Origin of the sequence: Leeuwenhoekiella palythoae (genome assembly GCF_020310025.1) — a bacterium.
GTDB lineage: Bacteria > Bacteroidota > Bacteroidia > Flavobacteriales > Flavobacteriaceae > Leeuwenhoekiella > Leeuwenhoekiella palythoae.
In genome coordinates this window covers 382,121-402,038 of record NZ_CP084318.1, presented here as the reverse complement: position 1 = coordinate 402,038, position 19,918 = coordinate 382,121, and the positions used below count along the sequence as shown (strand labels likewise).

Sequence of the window (19,918 nt, the reverse complement as noted above, 5' to 3'; positions counted from 1 at the left end):
TTTTCGCCACTCAACAATTTGTTATGGCAGGTAATACTTTTGGAAAATTATTTACGCTTACCACCTTTGGAGAATCTCACGGGGAAGCTATAGGTGGTATCATTGACGGCTGTCCGGCCGGGATCGAGATCGATCTGGATCTGGTGTATCGCGATATGGAACGCCGCAAACCGGGGCAATCTAAAATTGTAACCCAGCGTAAAGAGCCGGATTCGGTGAATTTCTTTTCAGGGATTTTTGAAGGAAAAACTACAGGAACTCCTATCGGGTTCAATATTGTGAATACCAATCAAAAGTCACACGATTACAGCCATATCAAAGATACCTATCGTCCTTCACACGCAGATTATACCTATGACCAAAAATACGGCGTACGTGATTATCGCGGCGGCGGAAGATCTTCAGCGCGGGAAACTGCGAGTAGAGTAGCGGCAGGAGCGATTGCTAAGCAGTTTTTAAAAGACATTAAGATCAATGCGTTTGTTGATTCGGTAGGAGAAATTCATATGACGACGCCGTATCAGGAATTGGATTTTGATAAGATCGAATCCAATATCGTGCGTTGTCCTGATGAGGCTTTCGCAGAAAAAATGATCGATAAGATCAAAGAAATACGTAAAGCAGGAGATACCATTGGCGGGACCGTGATGTGCGTGATTCAAAATGTGCCTGTTGGTCTTGGCGAACCGGTTTTTGACAAACTGCACGCTGAGCTGGGCAAGGCAATGCTCTCCATAAATGCCGTAAAAGGTTTTGAATACGGAAGCGGTTTTCACGGGGCTTCTATGCTGGGTAGTGAGCACAACGATCTCTTTAATGCAGACGGAAGCACAAAGACCAATCTGAGCGGTGGTATTCAAGGCGGAATCAGTAATGGGATGGATATTTATTTCCGAGTAGCGTTTAAACCGGTTGCGACCATTATGCAAAATCAGCCAACTATTGATAAAGAAGGAAACGCCACCGAAATGCAAGGAAAGGGGCGCCACGATCCGTGTGTTGTACCTCGTGCAGTGCCAATTGTAGAAGCAATGGCAGCATTGGTTCTGGCAGATTATATGCTATTAAACAAAGGCTCAAAGATTTAGCCATTATTATGTTATTTGCAAAAGCTTCAGTTAAATACTGGAGCTTTTTTTTGACGCGGTCAAAGGGTTATACTTCCTCAAAATTGAAATAGGTTTCGAGCGTTTACCTTGTGCGTTTACCACTGGAGGGTGAACTTAAAATCTTCTTATTTATTTTTCGACAAAATCAAGGATTTACTAACAATTCCGCATCAAAAGCGCGCGGAAGCTTACACTAGATAGGGATTTTGTTTATCTTTCAGCTCAAAGTAACAAAGCACTTATTTATGAAGAAAATCGCACTACATTGGAAGATAATTATTGGTCTCGTTCTTGGTATAATTTGGGCCTTAATTTCTAGCCAATTAGGATGGAGTCAGTTTACCATAGATTGGATCGCTCCTTTTGGAAAGATCTTTATCAATCTTCTGAAACTCATTGCGGTTCCGCTAGTGCTTTTTTCGATAATAAGTGGTGTTGCTAATCTAGGTGATCCTGCAAGTTTAGGTAGAATGGGAGGGAAGACCTTGCTCGCCTATCTGGTAACAACCGTGCTCGCGGTTGGGATGGGGTTATTTCTCGTAAATCTTATTGGCCCTGGTAAACTAGTTGATGAGCAAAGCCGAATTGACAACCGTATCAGTTATGAGATTTGGGCTGCCGAAGAAGGCTATGTAATCAAAGACGGTATCAATTACTTACAAGATCCTGAATTTATGGATCGCGCGCGGGAGATTTCAGACCTTACTAAAAGCGATCTGAAAGACGCTTCGATGAATGATAAAATGCAGGCCGCAGATGCTACCAAAGATGCCGGACCATTGCAGCCGTTAGTTGATATTGTACCAGATAATTTTTTCAGTTCGCTGGCAGATAATGGCTTGATGCTTCAGGTTATTTTTTTCGGTTTATTTTTTGGCATCAGTATGCTGTTTATAGATCAGAAAAAAGTAGCCCCGGTCACCAAAGCAGTTGATGGTATTATGGAAGTCTTCTTAAAAATGGTCGACTTTACTATGCAAGCTGCACCATTTTTTGTATTCGCCTTACTTGCCGGTGTGGTCAGCCAAATGGCCGGTAACGACATTGGTAAAGTAGTAGAGATCTTTAAAGGCTTGAGTTGGTATTCGCTCACTGTTTTTGGAGGGCTAGGGCTTATGATCTTTGTGATCTACCCGCTGATATTTAAAATATTTGTAAGAAAAGTTTCGTATTTCGGTTTTTTCAGAGCGATGGGACCTGCACAAACCTTGGCGTTTTCAACTTCAAGTAGCGCGGCGACACTTCCCGTAACTATGGAATGTGTTGAAGACAATCTAGGTGTCGATAAAAAGGTGACCAGTTTTGTATTGCCTATTGGTGCCACGGTCAATATGGACGGTACCTGCCTGTATCAGGCGGTTGCCGTTGTTTTTCTTGCGCAGCTGCATATGATTGACCTTACCATTGGCCAACAACTGACTATCGTATTAACTGCTACTTTAGCGTCTATTGGGTCAGCAGCAGTACCTAGCGCGGGCTTAGTGATGCTTATAATTGTATTGGAGTCTGTAGGTTTAAATCCGGCGTGGATTGGTATTATTTTCCCGGTAGATCGTATTCTTGATATGTGTAGAACTGTGGTAAACGTTACTGGTGATGCTACGGTTTCTTCGGTGATTGCTAAGGGGGAAGGGATGTTCAATTACAATCCTAACAAAAAGCCTGATGCTGCTTTTGATATTGATGAAAAATAGTAATGCGTTGATTTTCAGATTATAATTTGTTTTGATGTAGATTTTTTCTAATTTAGATTAGCCCAATCTACTGTAAGCTGTCCCCTATCAGCAGCTTGACTTACCATTTAATTTTAAATGTGTAAGTATGAAAACATTTTTACTCCTTTTACTTTTCGGAAATTACTGCCTTTATGCTCAAGTAGGGATTGGTACTACAAGTCCTAGCGAATCTTCTATGCTGGAAATTAACAGCGAAGCGTCGGATGGAAGTTTTAAAGGTTTAATGCCTCCACGCGTTACCGTGGCACAACGAGATTTGATCAATCCTACAGATGCAGATACCGGGTTGATGGTTTTTGTGAATGATCCTGATGCTTCTATTTATGGTTTGCAGGTTTACAACGGAACCTTTTGGGAAAATATTTATCTACTTCAAAACTCTGTCCAGCCCACTGAAGTATCTTTTACGATAACGGAAACTTCGCAAAGCGAAAGTGATGTAGCTATTGATTTGGAGTTTAATATCACTAATCCTTCAGCAACTAACGGACTCACCCTAACTGTTGCGGCATCATCGTATGATGATTTGGTCGAAACTACCGCTCAAGTAATCACGATTCCACCAGATACTCAGGTTTTTAATGCTATCGAAGTATTCACACTGGTAGATGACACAGAAGTTGAGGGTAATGAGCAGATCTTATTTTCGATAACCAATGCGAGTGGCGGCTCAGGCGCACCAACAATTGGTGCGAACTCAGCTTTTGATCTTACTGTAGTAGATAATGATGTGAACCTTTGGATTAATGAGATTCATTATGATAATGTGAGTGGTGATGTTAATGAACGTGTAGAGATAGCAGGTTCGGCTGGGATTGATTTAACAGGTTATAGAATTATTGAATATAATGGTAGTGATGGGGGGATAATAGACACTCATACTATTTCTGGCATTATTGTGGAAATTGAGAATGGGCTAGGAGTTAAAAATATATCTACACCAGACATACAAAATGGACCGAATGATGGAATAGCTTTGGTAGACCCTTCAAATAATGTGATTCAATTTCTGAGTTATGAAGGGGAAGTGACAGCAACCGAAGGTCCGGCTGCAGGTTTGACTTCTATTCTTTTACCAATAGATCAAGATCCAGCTGTCACAATTGGTTTTTCGATGCAACTTACCGGAACGGGGAATACCTACAGCGATTTTACATGGGAAATCAAGCCAGACACCATAGATGCCATCAACTCAGGTCAAACGTTCAACTAACTCATTTAAATCCTTGCAATCGTAAGTGGGCTGTTCTGCAAGGGGGTATTTGAATTTTCCTTCACGAGCAATAAAGCTGGTTTGAAGTCCGGCGCGTTGTGCACCGGTGATATCCCAACCATGGGCTGCGACCAACATAGCATTTTCGGGATCAACTTGCATCTTGCTGAGCACAAATTGATAAGGTTTTGCATTCGGTTTAAAAGCTTCGGCTTCATCTACGCTAAAAATGCGATCAAATAATGGTGCTATTTCGGCAAAATTTAATTGTTCTTTTGCAACTTGACTGTTTCCGTTAGTTAAGGCCACTAAAGTGTATTTATTCTTCAGCTTGGATAAAGCTTTAGAAACATCGCTGTGTGCCGGAAGCTGTGTAATCAAACCCAGAATGCTGTCAATTTCTTCTTCCGCCAGCATTTTTTTGTATTTGGCCGCTGTCATTTTAAACGTGGCTTTGGCGATCTTACTAAAATCTTGATGTTTTCCACTTACCGTTTCCACTAAAGAATAGTGCAACAGCGTACTAAACCAAAGCTCAAAAGCATGCTCATCGCTTAATACAGCATTGATTCGGCGTGCTAATGGTTTCAGATCTAGAAGCGTTTCATTAACATCAAAAATAAGTAGTCGGGGTTGCGTCATAATTATAAGTTTATATAGCGGTCTTTCGGGTAGCGCACTTCGTACGAGAAATTTTTAGTTGCTGAAGCTTTAGGAGCTAATTCTAATTTCCATTTAAGAATTCCTGTTTGTTCATCATAATCGGCATCAGCAGTTTCTTGGTCAGAGATTTTAATCTCCTTATTTTGAGAAACAGGTATGCGATCTTCTAGGAGCAAGTTAATCGTTGAGCTTTTAGAATTACGCACCGAAATTTCATAAGCGTTTGTAACCACGCGAGTGCCGCCCAACAAAGATTTGCTTTTAAAATTGTCTTTTTTCTCGCGTTTGACAATAATGTTAGGATCGATGCCCAGAGAGATTTCAAGACTGTCTGTTGTAGCTAACGGACTGATAGCGGTTTTGCCTGCGTAGCTTCCTTCAAAATAAATATTGGCTTCGCCTTGCAGCAGATCATAACGCTCCCAATCAGTCACGGTCGCGGTTAAAAACACATTCTCATTGAGCTCTGGTGCCGCGTAATGTTGATAGTTTGCCGGAAGGTTGAACGCATCAATCTCTATAGTAGTGATGTCTGAATTAGAAACGATCGTATAGCGCTTTTTGATTTCAAAACGAGTGTTAGTTAAACTTTCTTCCTTGGCCTGAACATTTTCATTGTAAGAAGCAGGAGCCACAGAATTTGAACCTCTAATATTAATCCCAGCAGCTTTACCTGCCAAGGCTCTTGATACATCTGTCGTCTCATAGCCAACTATAGCAACTTCCTCTAAAACTTCCTGATTTGCTTCTAATCGCACATTCATCATCGATGCATAAACCGGGATCGATTGGGTTTCAAATCCCACATAAGAATACCTTAATTCATTACCTCCAGAATTGTTTATGGCAATTCGATACTTACCATTAAAATCACTAGTTGTGCCATTAGTCGAACCGGTTTGAGCAATATTAACTCCCGGAAGCGGCGCTCCTGAATCGTCGGTAACGATACCGGAAACACTTCTTACTGTAGGATTGTGTTTAAAATTACTTCGGCTTACCGCGCTTGAGCGCTTGTAATTTCTATTAACGAAATTGAGGTATTTAGGTTGCAAGTCGGGTTTGAGGTTATTAGTATTTGGGTCACCTGTAGACAACACGAGATTCACGTCGTCCCAATCTATGCCACTTTGCTGGTAAACACTAGCTTTATAACTGAGTTCAATGGGGTCTGTCGTATTGTTGGCGCGAATATCATAAAATGGAAACCAGCCTGCATTCTCAATATTATAAGAGAGCTCCATATTTAGATAAGAAGCGCTTTCTGCTTGAAGTTTTACAGTAATCTCGCCGCGCATTTCTTTACGAGAATCTTCAAGATTATTCATTTGCTGGCGATGATCATTAATATCGCGTTCCAAGTCTTGCAGCGCTCTTTTTTGTTTGTAAATCGTATTCTGAATTTCGGTGCTGCGTTGCCGATAATAGGTACTTATTTGTTTGATTTTTTCTAAGGATAAATCGGTATTATCGCTATTGATACGCTGATTTTCTGAAAGCAATTTAAGCTCACGCTCGTAACCTTCAATTGTACTTTGAATAGCATTTCTTTCAAAAAGAAGTTCGTCTAATCTCGTTTCTAGCGATTCATATTCTGCGGAAACATTTTTTTTATCAAGGTAATCCAGATTAAAAGCAATAGACAAAATACTGGCGTCTTTAAGGCCTCTCAGCTGAATACTGTTTTCGATAATATCTGGGGATAGATTGTCAAAAACGAGTTCGTTAACACCTGTTCTCAATTGTACCGAAGCACTACGTTCAATAGTTGCGCCTTGCAAAAACACAGTGACTTTTTCAATTTTAGAGCTTTGAGCGATCAGCGGTTTTTCTGAAGCACTAAGAAGATTTGAGCAGAGCAGGGCGATAAAGGCAAACGCGTAGTATATTTTCATAAAACGATATATTAAACGATCATCAAGTGCAATGGCTTAGTGATTGATCGCGTTGTGAGCAGGTTTTAAATTGAATTGACCTAAATCAAATTAGCTTAAATATAAGCGAAAAGTTTAAGCTAAACGCCAATAGTATTATTCATAGCAATTATTTAATCTAGAAAGCGAGAGCGCAACTCGGGAGTTGGAAGCATACAACTTTCTTTTTTCCCAAACCACTTGTAACGGTTTGCAGCAATAAAATCATACACGCCATTTCTAATAAAGGTTGGAATGATCATAAAACCAAAAAGTAATGGATAACCCTGATTGAGATTTTTTGCAATGCGCAAGGCCGCCGAAGACTTCACAGAAACCTGATCGTTATCGATTAATACAATAGAATCAGTCTCCTGCGGATCTATATTGTGTTGAGCAAGCAGCTGTTTACCGGTCTCTCCTTGTAACGAAGCAAATTTGAAAATACCTTTAGGATCGTGCTTGATGATAAAATTGATAGCACCATTGCATAAATTACATACCCCGTCAAACAGAATGATTTTATCTTTCATAGCTACCGCTGTTTATTAAAATAAAGTACTTGAATCATAGCCAAGATTAACAATAGGTTAGCGGTAACACGTAAAATAAAACCAATATCTGTAAAGCTAGTAGTAAAAAGTATATTGAGAACCAGTAATAAGGCTCCTAGAAATAGTAATGATTTAGCTAGCCCGCGATTCATTATTTAGCTTTAGGTCTTTTAACAAATTCAAGCGTGTCAACGTCCACTTGGGTGGTAAACATACCATAATCTACGGTTGCTTTGCCTTTTTCAATTTTGTCGATACTGCCTACGGCTCTACCGTCTGGCAGGCGTACTTGATCGCCAACTTGCAAGCTTACTTTAGGTTTTGCTTTTTCAACCTGAATTTCTTTCTGTTTTTCCTCTTTCTTCTTTTGACGGATTACTTGAACCTTCTTTTCTGCTTCTTGCTGAATGCGACGCTCCTTAGCCTTCTGAGCGCGTTTTTGTTTTGCACTCTGCCTTTGCCGTTTTGAATTTTCAATCTGAACCACTTTGTAGAGTTCGTCTAGAAGCAATTTTTTATTCTTATTACTGAAAAACTTCTCGCTCAGGTCATCTAGTTTTTGCCCCAGATAAATCAAACGCTGGTTACTGTCGTAAAGCTCTTGATAGCTTTCTAACTTCTCCTGAATGCGTGCATTGGTTTTATTTAACTCTTGCTGCTGTTTTGCCGCTTCCTGCTCTTTAGTTTTTAAAGAAGTAGTGGTTTTGGCTAGCTTGCTGCGTTCTTTTTGCAAGTTGGCTATACTTTTATCAAAACGTATTTTACCTCGTTCTACTTTCTTTTTAGAGCGGTTGATAAGCGAATAGGGAATCCCATTTTTCTGTGCCACTTCAAAAGTAAACGAGCTTCCGGCTTCACCTACATATAATTTGTAAAGCGGCTCAAGCGTGCGCGAGTCAAAAAGCATATTGGCATTGGTGATCGCTTCGGTCTCATTTGCCATCATTTTTAAATTGGCATAATGGGTTGTGATAATTCCATAGCTGTTGCGCTCATAAAATACTTCGAGAAAGGTTTCGGCTAAAGCACCACCCAATTCAGGATCACTACCGGTACCAAATTCATCAATGAGAAATAAGGTCTTGTCGTCACATTTCCGCAGAAAATAGTTCATATTCTTCAGACGGTAGCTATAGGTACTCAAGTGATTCTCTATACTTTGATTGTCACCAATATCCGTAAGAATTTTATCAAAAAGGCAAAAACGAGAGTATTCGTGTACAGGAATCAAGAGTCCGCTTTGCAGCATCACTTGAAGCAAGCCCACGGTTTTTAGAGTAATACTCTTTCCGCCGGCATTGGGGCCGCTGATGACAATGATACGATTGTCTGCATCCAGTTTGATGTCCTGCGGATAGGTTTTCTCCCCGCGTTTTCTGTTGTTTAAAAGCAAGAGTGGGTGATAGGCCTCTTTAATCTCTAGTTCGCGATCTTTAGTGATTTTTGGCAGCACCGCGTCAAGCTTCTTGGCGTACTTTGCTTTTGCTGCAATGACGTCTATTGTACTCAGCAGCTTTTGATACTCTGTTAATAACGGACTAAAAGGTCGAACAAAATCGGTGAGTGCTTTTAAAATGCGTTTAACCTCTTCTTGCTCATCATACAGCAGATTGTTGAGTTCGCGCTGATGCGACTGGGTTGCTTCCGGCTGAATGTAAACAATGCTTCCGGTTTTTGAATTCCCAAGAATCGAACCTTTTACCTTGCGTCTGTGCATTGCCGAAACTGCCAGAACACGTACGTTATCTACGATAGATTCGCGTATTTCATCTAAATAACCATAAGAGGCGTAGCGCGATAGCGCCGAAGCAAAGCTGCTGTTGATTTTACCCTTTACCTCATTGATGGCTCTTCTGGTTTGTAAGAGTACCGGTGAGGCATCATCTTTAATTTCGCCATAGCGATCAACGATGGTGTTGATCTCATCGGTCAAGGCAGTGGTATATTCAGTATCGCGAACGGTTTGATGCAGTACCGGAAATGTTTCCTGAAATTTTCTAAAGTATCTTAAGTGTGTATTTACCGTTTCTGAAAGGCTACCTATTTTTCTAAAACTACCCACCTCAAGTACCGTATCTTCTATCCCCAGCATCTTGAGTTCATGATCAAGCGCATCAAAACCGTGATTAGGAATAGGCGTTTCGTGCGTATCCGCGTTAATGTATTCTTGGGTTTGATCAAGAACAAATAATGTCTTTCTATAATTGCGCTGAGGTGCCAGTTTTAAGGCCTTTACTTTGCCCATATCGGTGATGCAAAGCGCACTCAATTGCGCACAAACCGTGTGGAATTCTAAATCTGAAAGGGTTTTAGGATGAATCTTTATCATAGTCTGCCGTCAAGGCTTAAGAGCTTAATTAGCTTTTTTACAAATTAAAAATGGAAAAGAGTGTGTAGAACACGATGTTCACTAGTCTTTAAACAGTCCTCTTGTATTTAATGAGTATTCTGCTTTGGTTCTAAAGCTCCTTTACCGACTTTTACTGCAAATTTAAGATTTTCATGAACGTTGACATACACCCAAGCTGGAAAGCACTTTTAGCTGAAGAATTTGATAAACCGTATTTTAAGGATTTGGTTGACTTTGTAAAAACTGAGTATACACAGCATACGTGTTATCCTAAAGGGAAAGATATTTTTAAAGCTTTTGATCTGTGTAGTTTTGATGATCTTAAAGTGGTCATTATAGGTCAAGATCCCTACCACGGTCCGGGTCAGGCGCACGGACTTTGTTTTTCGGTGCCCAATGGAGTTGCGCCACCGCCGTCATTGATCAATATTTATAAGGAACTTGAGACAGATCTAAGCATAAGTGCTCCTGCAAACGGAAATCTTGAGCGTTGGGCTGAGCAAGGTGTTTTGCTGCTTAATGCTACGCTTACCGTGCGCGCGCATCAAGCGGGATCTCATCAAGGCAAAGGCTGGGAGCAGTTTACAGACCGAGTAATTGAATTGATCTCAGAACAAAAAGAAAACGTGGTGTTTTTACTTTGGGGAGGTTTTGCAAAGAAAAAGGCTGCAAAAGTAAACAAGCAAAAACATCATATTCTTACTAGCGGCCACCCATCACCTTTAAGTGCAAACCGCGGATATTGGTTCGGGAATCAGCATTTTAGCAAAACAAATGCACTTTTGCAGCAGCAAGGTCTAGTGCCTATACAATGGTAGAGATCAACCTCGATGCGAGTTCTCTAGTTGGTGTGCAGGAATATCATTATAATTTCGAAGCAAGCCTTAGGATCAAGTTCTTTGGCGGAGCCAAATAAAAAAAAGCAGCTTTCAAAAAAAGCTGCTTTTCTAGATGTTGGATTTGAGGTCAAAATTAAGACGCTTTGTTAAAAGCTAAAGGCTGTCTTAAATCCTTTTGTTTAGGGGTTACATGCTTTCGTGGTTTTTCAGCCACCGGACCCCCTGCTACACTAAATTTGAATAACAAAACATTAATGATCAGCAGGGCACCCAAAATAATTAAAAATGTAACCATAGTTCAAAAATTTTGATTGCTCAATTAATTCGGGGGTAAAATTGTACATTTTTTTCCAGCTAATCGCTAAAAAAAAGATAAAACTTATATTAAATCTTTTTTAAATATTGTTGAGAATCAGACGTTTTATCGACCATATCCAGTTTTTTAAGGTATTTCAAAACCAAATCGCGCTCAGAATTTTCTAATTGATTTTGAGACCAACTCGTTATCGATAACCACTTTTTAATGTCTTCTAAATTTTGCTGGTACCGCTCAGCAAGTTGCGTTTCTATACGGCTGAGGCCTTTAAACACACTTGTTTTTGCATTTATAACTTCTAAGACAATACGCAAAATTTCTGATTGATCTTCAATGGCTTTATCGGTGGCGGCAATCACAAAACTAGACCAAGGTGTGGGGAAATCTCCTACGCGTCTAAAGACTTCCTTATCGACTAAAGGTTTAGTAGTGAAGTGTTCCCACATAAAATAATCGGCATCTTTTTGAGTTAATGCCTCAACTGCAGTATCTATATTGTTGACGACTACACATTCAATTTTTGAAGTATCCCAACCTAATTCATTGGCCTGTACGTAAGCCATCACGTGACTTCCGGAGCCATATCTGCTAATGGCAGGACGCTTGTCTTCAAGATCTGCGATGGTGTGAAAATCACTTTTTGAAGCTACGTGAACTCCCCAGCGCAACGGACTAGAAACATAATTCTGAATGATTTTAGACGGATTTCCGTTTGCGATATCTTTGATTATCCCTTCGGTGAGAATGATGGCAAGGTCAATTTCATCATTCCGTAAAGCCGCGTTCATAGCGCCGGTTCCTCCTGGAAATTCAACCCAATCTACGTGAATTCCTTTTTCGGCAAAAAGCCCTTCTTCAATACATAAATGAATAGGAAGATTAAAATGTTCTGGTACTCCACCAATACGTATCGTGGTCATGCTAGTGATTTTTAAGTTTTAGATAATCGTAAATTTCATATTGCGACCGTATGCGCTTATCTCCAGATTTCTGTTTTACATATACATTACTTTCGGCTTCATCTTGAATTCTGGCTTTGACATTATCGGCGAGTTGAAGCACTAAAATATCTTTAAGTTCAGCAAACAGGTCTTTATCATAAACTGGCGTAAGCACCTCAATCCTACGGTCAAGATTGCGCGTCATCCAATCGGCAGAGCCCATATACATTTGCTCATCGCCACCATTATAAAACAGGTAAATACGGCCGTGCTCTAAATAACGGTCAACAATAGAAGTCATGTATATATTTTCACTCAAGCCTTTAACTCCCGGAATAAGGCACGTGAATCCACGTACAATCAGTCTGATTTGTACGCCGGCCTGACTCGCTTTGTACAACAGCTGAATCATATCTGGATCTTCAAGACTGTTCATTTTTGCAGTAACCTGAGCCTTTTTACCGGCTTGAGCGGCCTCGATCTCATTGTGAATGAGTTTCTCAAAAGTTCTACGCGTCGTAAAAGGAGAAATTAATAAATGTTTATTCCGTGGAATAATTAGCTCTCCCTCAAGCACTCTAAAAACACGGCCCAGCTCTTTAGTGATTTTTTTATGCGCAGTAAATAAACCGTGATCACAGTAAATTTTAGACGTTTCGCCGTTAAAATTTCCGGTTCCGATGTAGGCGTAACGTACCGGTTTGTCTTGCTCTTCACGAATGATCATCAAAATTTTTGAATGCACTTTAATTCTTGGATAGCTATAAATTACGCGGGCTCCTTGTTCTTCAAATTTGCGTCCCCAAGTGATGTTATTCTCTTCATCAAAACGCGCTTTGGCTTCAATGAAAATCGTTACTTTCTTCCCGTTTTTGATGGCTTTCAGCAGTGCCGAAGTAAGAACAGATTCATCAGCAACGCGATATAACGAAATTTTAATATGCGTCACAGCATCATCTGCTGCGGCTTGCTCCACAAAGCGTTCTACATAATTAAAACTCATAAACGGGAAGTGTACGAGTTGGTCTTTTTCGGCAATTGCTTTGAAGAAGTCCGGAGCTTTCTCGAGAGTACGGTGTTTTATAAAGGCTTTGTTCTCGTAATGCAGCTCAGGATTATTGGTAGGATCTGGGAATTTAAAAAAGTCATTAAAGTTGTGATAGCGCCCGCCGGGCATCATATCGATCTTCCCTAAATTTAGTAGTTTGCGCAAGCGCTTTGCCACCGGTTTTGGCATTGCTGCATCATAGAGCAACCGTGTGGGTTGTCCTTCCTGGCGTTGTTCTAAAGATTTATAAATACGTTCGGCTAAAATTCCGCCTAATTCATCATCAATGTAAAGTTCGGCATCACGAGAAAGTTTGATCTCATAAACACCATCAATGGTTTCAGAATTAAAAATATTATGAATTTCGTACCTAATGATATCATCTAGAAACGTGATGTGATAGGTGCCTTCAACTTTTCCTAGATCTACAAAGCGATCGTTAGTTTGTGTTGGGATTTTTACAAAACCTATATTTTTTGAATCAGAAAAGGTTACGCATAGATACAAGCTCTGATTTTCAAGAAAAATCTCTTTTTCTTTTGAAGGATCAATGACTTTGGTTTCCAGATTATTCTTGATGTGTGCAATGAACCAAATGTTAGCCAATTGCGCCTGAATGTTAGTATACTGCTCTGAAGGAACCAAAACAATATTGTTCTGGGCTAGTTCAGGTAAAATCTCATCATTGTAAATTTTACCAAAAGCTTCTTGTTGCTCTTTAACTATCGCGAGAATTTGTTTTACGGTTCTGTTAGGCTTCAGCGCAAGCTTTTTTCTGATGCTTTTTTCTACGCGTTTCATCTGGCGAAGCTGACTAACACGTACCCTAAAATATTCATCAAGATTTGAGGAATAAATGGCTAAAAATTTCATCCGCTCATAAAGCGGGTTGTTCTCTTTATCTTGAGCTTCTTGTAAAACACGAGCATTAAAACTGAGCCAGTTTAAATCTCTGTGAATTAAATTATCAGCCAGATCATTTTCCATATTTTGATAGGTTTTCTTCAAAAATACGAAAGCCCTTAACGGTCTGAATTAAGCTTTTGTTAAAAGAGGTTAGAGCAATGCAATACGGTCTAACGCGGCTAGGATCATCTGATTTACGGTGTTAGCAGGATTTTTACTGAAAACACCGGTAGCTCTGTTGGCTAAGATCGCATTTACTGAAAGTGCCTGATGCCCTAGAAGTGTACTCAAGCCATAAATCCCTGATGTTTCCATCTCTAGGTTGGTAATGCGTTCTCCTTTGTGTTCAAAGGTTTCTAATTTATTATTGAGCGTGCCATCTTCGGTTTTTAATCGAAGTTGTCTGCCTTGAGGACCATAAAACCCAACATTAGTAGCTGTGATTCCTGTATAATGTGCTTCTGTTTTAAAATGCTTTAAGAGGGAAGCACTTGCCGAAACAGCATACGGAATACTTTTTTCCGGATTCCAATTGATATGGGTTACAAAAGCTTGTTCAAGATCTTGATCTCTTACAATTTTACTTTGGTAAAAATGAAGTAAAGCATCAAAGCCCAAAGCTTTTTCGCTCAACAAAACTGCATCAACCGGAATATCTTTCTGTATAGACCCGCTAGTACCCAACCGTATAATTTGGAGTGCGGTATGCTCGGGTTTAAGCATTCGTGTTTTAAACTCAATATTGACAAGCGCATCTAATTCGTTTAATACAATATCAATATTGTCGGTGCCAATTCCCGTTGAAATAACCGTGATTCGCTTGCTTTTATAAACACCGGTTGTGGTTTTAAACTCCCGCTTTTGAACAGAACATTCAATGCTGTCAAAATGTTGTGTAACCGTATCCACCCGATCTGGATCTCCAACGGTGATTATGGTTTGCGCGATTTGATGGGGTAGGAGGTGAAGGTGATAAATGCTACCATCTTCATTGAGTATAAATTCAGAAGGGGCCAGCGTCATTCTAGCTGTATTTTAAAAGTTCGTGACTTGCAGGATTGTATAAAAAGGAATATTTGTGAGTTCCGCCGTAAGTAGATTGGTCTTTTACAATGTCATAATAATTCTCTGATCCTTCCAGCACGTTTTTACCTTTGGTACTTAAAACTAATTTGCCTTCGTGCATTCTAAAAAAGGGCTTGAGCGCCTTGATCATTCTGCTGATTTGCATATCGCCGTAGCCGTAATAGCCTTGATAGTTTAGAACAAAACCGCAAAGTTGCTGCTTAGAAGTAATATCGTGTAGATCTATAAGTTTTAAAATGTTAGTCTCAAGGGTGTTGAGACCGGTATTCTTGTTGGGAAAACGTTCAATATGTGCTCTGATGCAACTGGACAAATATTTGAAGTTAGAGCTTTTTTTAATCTCTGCTTTAAGTTCAATAGGTTTCTCATCACAATACAACTGCCAGATGTGATGCGCAATTTTTAGATCTTCGGGAGCCAGTCTAATCTTCTTATCGTAATGCATAAAAAGCTGCTCGTCTGTCAACTCCGAAAGACCTTTTAATTGGGATTGTCCTTTCACCCAACCGCTACACACAATATAAATGGGCATCGTACTTTTGTGCTGAATAAGGTAGCTTATCGCAGCCAGCATATTGATGTGACAAAATAAGTCAAACTCAAACCAAAGAATCACTTCGTCGTACGAGTTGATCGCATTTAGCTTATTCAACTGACTCACGAATTTTTGCTCGTAGTCTGTTTCAGAGATTTTATAGGTTTCCTTAAGGAATTTCTTGCGCGCTGCGATAAATTCAGGAGAACCTACTTTTTCAACCGTAGGGCCTTCACAAAGCATTTCACGCCAAATGACCAGATCACCGTCTAAATCCAGCGTGTTTAAACGATCAGTAAGACTGTCACCATTGGTGATATGCAATGTGTTTTTTTTCATAAGAAAGGGTTCTTAATTAGCCGCCTACACGTTTCACTTTAAAACCCTTGTCTTTTAAAAACGTCATGATTTTATCGCGATAATCTCCTTGAATTATTATTTGTTCTTTTTTAAAACTTCCGCCTACGCCTAACATTTTTTTGAGCTCTTTAGACAGAATTTTAAAATCTGAATCGGCACCGGTATAGCCTTCAATAATGGTAATGGGCTTTCCTTTGCGTTTTTCATATTTACACAATAGCGGATCTTCTTGTATCCAGATCCCTAGATCATTAGGATCTTCCTCGTGTTGATCCGGTTCGGGTTCGTGATCAGGAAATAAATTTTTGAGCTGGTCTTGTAAGTCCATTCAATTATTTTTTAATCAAGCCTATTTCAACAAGACGTTGGTGTAAAAATTCGCCTGCTGTAATATCAGGATAGGCTTTTGGATGGGCATCATCAACACATTCCTCTAAACAATTCAATGGCATTTCACTGCGCGGATGCATAAAAAACGGAATGGAATAACGCGGTGTATCCCACTGCTCTTTAGGCGGATTGGTAACGCGGTGAATCGTGGATCTTAATTTATTATTGGTGTGACGCTCCAGCATATCACCTACGTTGATCACCAGTTCGTCTTCATTAGGAATGGCATCAATCCACTCGCCGTCATTTCTCAAAACTTGCAATCCACCTGCTGAGGCACCCATCAACAACGTGATCAAATTGATATCACCGTGTGCACCAGCACGCACAGCGCCTTTAGGTTCTTCAGTAATGGGAGGATAGTGTATAGGGCGCAAAATACTATTGCCATTTCTTGCCCATTTATCAAAATAAAACTCGTCTAAACCGATGTAAAGAGCCAAAGCACGTAATACATAAATTCCGGTTTTTTCAAGCATTTTATACGCTTCCATCCCGGTTTTATTGAAGTTTTCTAGTTCTTTGACTTCAACATTTTCAGGGTATTCTTCGATCAAATTAGCATCAGCATCCGGTTCTTGACCAAAATGCCAAAATTCTTTTAGATCCCCTTCTTTTTTGCCTTTAGCGTGTTCTTTTCCAAAGGAGATATAACCGCGCTGGCCACCAAGACCGTCAATTTCATACTTCTGTTTTGTTGCTTCGGGAAGATCAAAAAAGGATTTTACTTCACTATATAGAGCATCGACTAAAGCGTCATCAAGAAAATGATTTTTTAAGGAAACAAATCCTATTTCTTCATAAGCTTTACCAATCTCATCAACAAATTTTTGCTTCTTTGCCGGGTCTTCACTTAAAAAGTCTGCGAGGTTAACGCTGGGTATATTATTCATAATTTAGAGGTACATTCAATGTTTACAATATGTAAAGATATTAAATATTTACGGCTCCAATTTTTAAACAATCCTTAAAATATAAGTCGCTCACTATCATTTATGTATAATTTAAATTTTAGTGGCGAAATATATAAAAGCAGGTGAAGTTTAGGTGAAACATAAGCCTCAGTCAAAAAACAATTATTTTTCAGAGCACAGGCATTGTATAAATTTAAAGTATGAATATAGAAGAAAACCTGCAGCGCGCATTACAGTCTTATGATTTGAACAGCGAGACTTTATTAAAACTGTATGAGCATGTGTTGCGACCAAGACGCATTGAAGAAAAGATGTTGATTCTTTTACGCCAAGGAAAAATTTCTAAATGGTTTAGTGGAATTGGGCAAGAAGCAATTGCGGTTGGTGTGACTTTGGCGTTGCATAGCGGTGAATATATTTTACCTATGCATCGCAATCTGGGAGTTTTTACGAGCAGGGAAATTCCGCTAGATCGGCTTTTTAGTCAATGGCAAGGAAAACCTAATGGATTCACTAAGGGCAGAGACCGCAGTTTTCATTTTGGAACACAAGACTATAAAATAGTGGGTATGATTTCACATCTGGGTCCACAACTCGGAGTCGCAGACGGAATCGCTTTAGCACACAAGTTGCGCAATGAAGCAAAAATCACCGCCGTTTTTACGGGCGAAGGCGGTACCAGCGAAGGTGATTTTCACGAGGCATTAAATGTAGCCTCGGTATGGGATTTACCGGTGCTATTTTGTATTGAGAACAACGGTTACGGACTTTCCACCCCCACATCAGAGCAATACCGCTGTGAGCATCTGGCAGATCGAGCCCAAGGTTACGGGATGGAAAGCCACATTATAGATGGCAACAATATTCTTGAAGTGTATACGAAGCTCAGCACTATTGCGCAATCAGTAAGAGAGCGATCACGACCGGTTTTGATCGAATTTAAAACCTTTAGAATGCGTGGGCACGAGGAGGCGAGCGGTGTTAAATATGTGCCGGAAACCTTATTAGACACTTGGGCATTGCGTGACCCTGTGACTAATTTTGAATCGTTTTTAATAGAAAAAGGCCTGTTAACCGAAGCCTTAAAGCAGGAGGTCGAGGATAAGATACATCAAGAAATTGAACAAGCTTTGCAAAAGGTTGCTGTAGAACCAGCTTTAAATGCTGATCTGCATACCGAACTCAACGAGGTTTTTGCTCCAGTTGAATTGGAGCAAACAAAACCTGGTGAGGCTACACAACAGGTTCGGTTTATAGATGCCATTCAATTAGGGCTTCGTCAATGTTTAGAGCGTTTTGCGAATCTCGTTTTAATGGGGCAAGACGTAGCAGCATACGGCGGTGTGTTTAAAATTACTGAAGGTTTTGTGGAGCAATTTGGTACAGAACGCATCAGAAATACTCCCATTTGTGAGTCGGCAATTGTTGAAACCGCAATGGGCTTGTCCATTAACGGATACAAAGCTATTGTAGAAATGCAATTTGCAGATTTTGTAAGTAGTGGTTTTAATCCTATCGTTAATTATTTGGCCAAAAGTTATTACCGCTGGGGCCAATCGGCAGACGTGGTGATCAGAATGCCGTGCGGTGCAGGAGTAGGGGCAGGACCGTTTCACAGCCAGACTAACGAGGCGTGGTTTACCCATACTGCCGGCCTTAAAGTCGTATATCCCGCTTTTCCTTATGATGCCAAAGGTTTACTTGCAGCAGCAATAGAAGATCAGAATCCCGTGTTGTTTTTTGAGCATAAAGCGTTGTATAGAACCATTACACAAGAAATTCCTGAAGACTATTACACCTTGCCTTTGGGGAAAGCTTCGGTGGTGCAGGAAGGCTCAAAAATTACACTCATCACTTACGGCGCTCCGGTGCATTGGGCGATAGAAGTTTTAAATGAACATAAAGATTGGTCTGTTGAGCTCATAGATTTGCGTAGTTTGATTCCGTTAGATTATGGTACGATTAAAGCTTCCGTAGTAAAAACAGGAAAGGTTTTATTGGTGACCGAAGATGTAAACTTCGGAAACATAACTGCTGATATTTCGGCCTACATTGCAGAGGAGTGTTTCACTTATTTAGACGCCCCGATCAAGCGATTATCAAGTTTAGATACGCCCATACCTTTTGCGCAGCCTCTTGAAAATCAGTACCTGGCAAAGCGTAAATTGGCAGAGGCTATCGAAGCATTACTCAAGTATTAATGTTAAAATTTTATCGGAATCAAAAGAGCGCAAACTATTCCTTAACGCATTTTAACAGCGCAAAGTTAAACACTATTAATTCTAAAAAATCGACTGTGGCTTCTCTATATTTTTGGACTATTACTAACCAATAAATCTTAAAAATTATGTTGAAGTGGACAGTTATATTTATCATTATTGCGATCGTAGCAGCAATCTTTGGATTCGGTGGAATCGCATCTGGAGCAGAGAGTATTGCTAAAATACTTTTCTTCATTTTTATCGTTTTATTCTTGATTAGTTTACTTTCAAGACTATTTAGATAAAACTTAGTTTAATCAATATTTAATTTATGAAACGGATTATCACAGTATTACTTTTAAGTGTGTTTCTGGTCTCTTGCGGAAGCAGCGATCAAGTTGTAAAACAATCTAGAAAAACTCTTAAAGGTTATTGGAATTTAGATAATATCAATTACAACAACGCTCCGGGAGTTTACGATGTGACGCTTTTTGGCGACGCTTCATCTGAGTGTATGGTGGGAAGTACCTGGAGGTTCATCCCGAATAACAACTTTGGTAATTACGAAATTACCGATGGAAGTTGTGCATTAGGCAAACGCTATTTTGTATGGAGTATTCCCGCTCAAGAGAGTGCGACTTCTTATGATATTTTGCTAAAGCCCACAGATGAGAAAATGAAATCAACAATGAACAATGCTGGTTTTCGTTTAAATATCAACTATTTGTCTGATAACGAATTAACCTTTACGCAGACGGTTCAAGTAGATGGAAAACCATTTACGATTGTAATGAACTTTTCTAAAATCTCTGAATAAGTTTAATAAATTGATATGCTTTTAGAT

Annotated in this window: 18 protein-coding genes; 7 read left to right on the top strand and 11 right to left on the bottom strand. The window is 39.8% G+C overall.

The annotated features are described in order from the left end of the window. The first annotated feature begins 23 nt into the window (after positions 1–23). The 3 genes from aroC (at position 24) to LDL79_RS01690 (ending at position 4,058) form a co-directional block, all read left to right on the top strand. A complete protein-coding gene (gene aroC / locus LDL79_RS01700) occupies positions 24–1,088 on the top strand; it encodes a chorismate synthase (protein ID WP_072984727.1) in 1,065 nt (354 codons plus the stop codon). A 266-nt stretch (positions 1,089–1,354) separates the two neighbouring features. Beyond that, the gene (locus LDL79_RS01695; protein ID WP_225598922.1) at positions 1,355–2,803 is read left to right on the top strand and encodes a dicarboxylate/amino acid:cation symporter; all 1,449 of its coding nucleotides are present in this window, start codon (positions 1,355–1,357) and stop codon (positions 2,801–2,803) included. Positions 2,804–2,930: 127 nt separating this feature from the next. Further along, the gene (locus LDL79_RS01690) at positions 2,931–4,058 is read left to right on the top strand and encodes a hypothetical protein (RefSeq protein ID WP_225598921.1); all 1,128 of its coding nucleotides are present in this window, start codon (positions 2,931–2,933) and stop codon (positions 4,056–4,058) included. Here LDL79_RS01690 and LDL79_RS01685 read toward each other — a convergent pair. From LDL79_RS01685 to LDL79_RS01670, 4 genes are all read right to left on the bottom strand, one after another. Next, a complete protein-coding gene (locus LDL79_RS01685) occupies positions 4,038–4,700 on the bottom strand; it encodes a haloacid dehalogenase type II (protein ID WP_225598920.1) in 663 nt (220 codons plus the stop codon). The two genes, LDL79_RS01690 and LDL79_RS01685, sit on opposite strands and share 21 nt — an antisense overlap. A gap of 2 nt (positions 4,701–4,702) precedes the next feature. Next, complete coding sequence (locus LDL79_RS01680; protein WP_225598919.1) at positions 4,703–6,616, bottom strand: mucoidy inhibitor MuiA family protein; 1,914 nt, start codon at positions 6,614–6,616, stop codon at positions 4,703–4,705. Positions 6,617–6,768: 152 nt separating this feature from the next. Next, positions 6,769–7,167: a thiol-disulfide oxidoreductase DCC family protein gene (locus tag LDL79_RS01675; protein WP_225598918.1), complete on the bottom strand. Its 399-nt coding sequence runs from the start codon at positions 7,165–7,167 to the stop codon at positions 6,769–6,771. Between the two features lie 172 nt (positions 7,168–7,339). Continuing rightward, the gene (locus LDL79_RS01670; RefSeq protein ID WP_225598917.1) at positions 7,340–9,517 is read right to left on the bottom strand and encodes an endonuclease MutS2; all 2,178 of its coding nucleotides are present in this window, start codon (positions 9,515–9,517) and stop codon (positions 7,340–7,342) included. Positions 9,518–9,690: 173 nt separating this feature from the next. Here LDL79_RS01670 and LDL79_RS01665 point away from each other — a divergent pair, with 173 nt between their 5' ends. Beyond that, entirely contained in the window at positions 9,691–10,356 is a 666-nt protein-coding gene (locus LDL79_RS01665) for a uracil-DNA glycosylase (protein WP_167596538.1), read from the top strand. Between the two features lie 154 nt (positions 10,357–10,510). Here LDL79_RS01665 and LDL79_RS01660 read toward each other — a convergent pair whose 3' ends face one another. From LDL79_RS01660 to LDL79_RS01630, 7 genes are all read right to left on the bottom strand, one after another. Next, positions 10,511–10,672 carry a hypothetical protein gene (locus LDL79_RS01660; RefSeq protein ID WP_164916946.1) on the bottom strand — a complete coding sequence of 54 codons (162 nt, stop codon included), beginning with the start codon at positions 10,670–10,672 and terminating at the stop codon, positions 10,511–10,513. An 89-nt stretch (positions 10,673–10,761) separates the two neighbouring features. Continuing rightward, the gene (locus tag LDL79_RS01655) at positions 10,762–11,613 is read right to left on the bottom strand and encodes a substrate-binding domain-containing protein (protein WP_225598916.1); all 852 of its coding nucleotides are present in this window, start codon (positions 11,611–11,613) and stop codon (positions 10,762–10,764) included. A gap of 1 nt (position 11,614) precedes the next feature. Beyond that, the gene (gene ppk1, locus LDL79_RS01650) at positions 11,615–13,669 is read right to left on the bottom strand and encodes a polyphosphate kinase 1 (RefSeq protein ID WP_225598915.1); all 2,055 of its coding nucleotides are present in this window, start codon (positions 13,667–13,669) and stop codon (positions 11,615–11,617) included. Between the two features lie 69 nt (positions 13,670–13,738). Next, entirely contained in the window at positions 13,739–14,611 is an 873-nt protein-coding gene (locus LDL79_RS01645; protein ID WP_225598914.1) for a nucleoside phosphorylase, read from the bottom strand. 1 nt (position 14,612) lies between these two features. Then, positions 14,613–15,548, bottom strand: a complete 936-nt coding sequence (locus LDL79_RS01640; RefSeq protein WP_225598913.1) for a DUF1835 domain-containing protein — start codon at positions 15,546–15,548, stop codon at positions 14,613–14,615. A 16-nt stretch (positions 15,549–15,564) separates the two neighbouring features. Further along, positions 15,565–15,897 carry a translation initiation factor gene (locus LDL79_RS01635; protein WP_225598912.1) on the bottom strand — a complete coding sequence of 111 codons (333 nt, stop codon included), beginning with the start codon at positions 15,895–15,897 and terminating at the stop codon, positions 15,565–15,567. Positions 15,898–15,901: 4 nt separating this feature from the next. Further along, a complete protein-coding gene (locus LDL79_RS01630) occupies positions 15,902–16,852 on the bottom strand; it encodes an isopenicillin N synthase family dioxygenase (RefSeq protein WP_225598911.1) in 951 nt (316 codons plus the stop codon). A 221-nt stretch (positions 16,853–17,073) separates the two neighbouring features. On the opposite strand from LDL79_RS01630, the gene LDL79_RS01625 reads away from it, so the two are divergent. From LDL79_RS01625 to LDL79_RS01615, 3 genes are all read left to right on the top strand, one after another. Next, on the top strand, positions 17,074–19,074 hold the full coding sequence (locus LDL79_RS01625; RefSeq protein ID WP_225598910.1) for an alpha-ketoacid dehydrogenase subunit alpha/beta: 2,001 nt from the start codon (positions 17,074–17,076) through the stop codon (positions 19,072–19,074). 146 nt (positions 19,075–19,220) lie between these two features. After that, positions 19,221–19,379 (top strand): DUF1328 domain-containing protein, encoded by a 159-nt coding sequence (locus LDL79_RS01620; RefSeq protein WP_072984756.1) that lies wholly within the window; start codon positions 19,221–19,223, stop codon positions 19,377–19,379. Positions 19,380–19,405: 26 nt separating this feature from the next. After that, positions 19,406–19,891, top strand: coding sequence for a lipocalin-like domain-containing protein (locus LDL79_RS01615; protein ID WP_072984758.1), 486 nt, complete (start codon positions 19,406–19,408; stop codon positions 19,889–19,891). Positions 19,892–19,918: the final 27 nt, after the last annotated feature.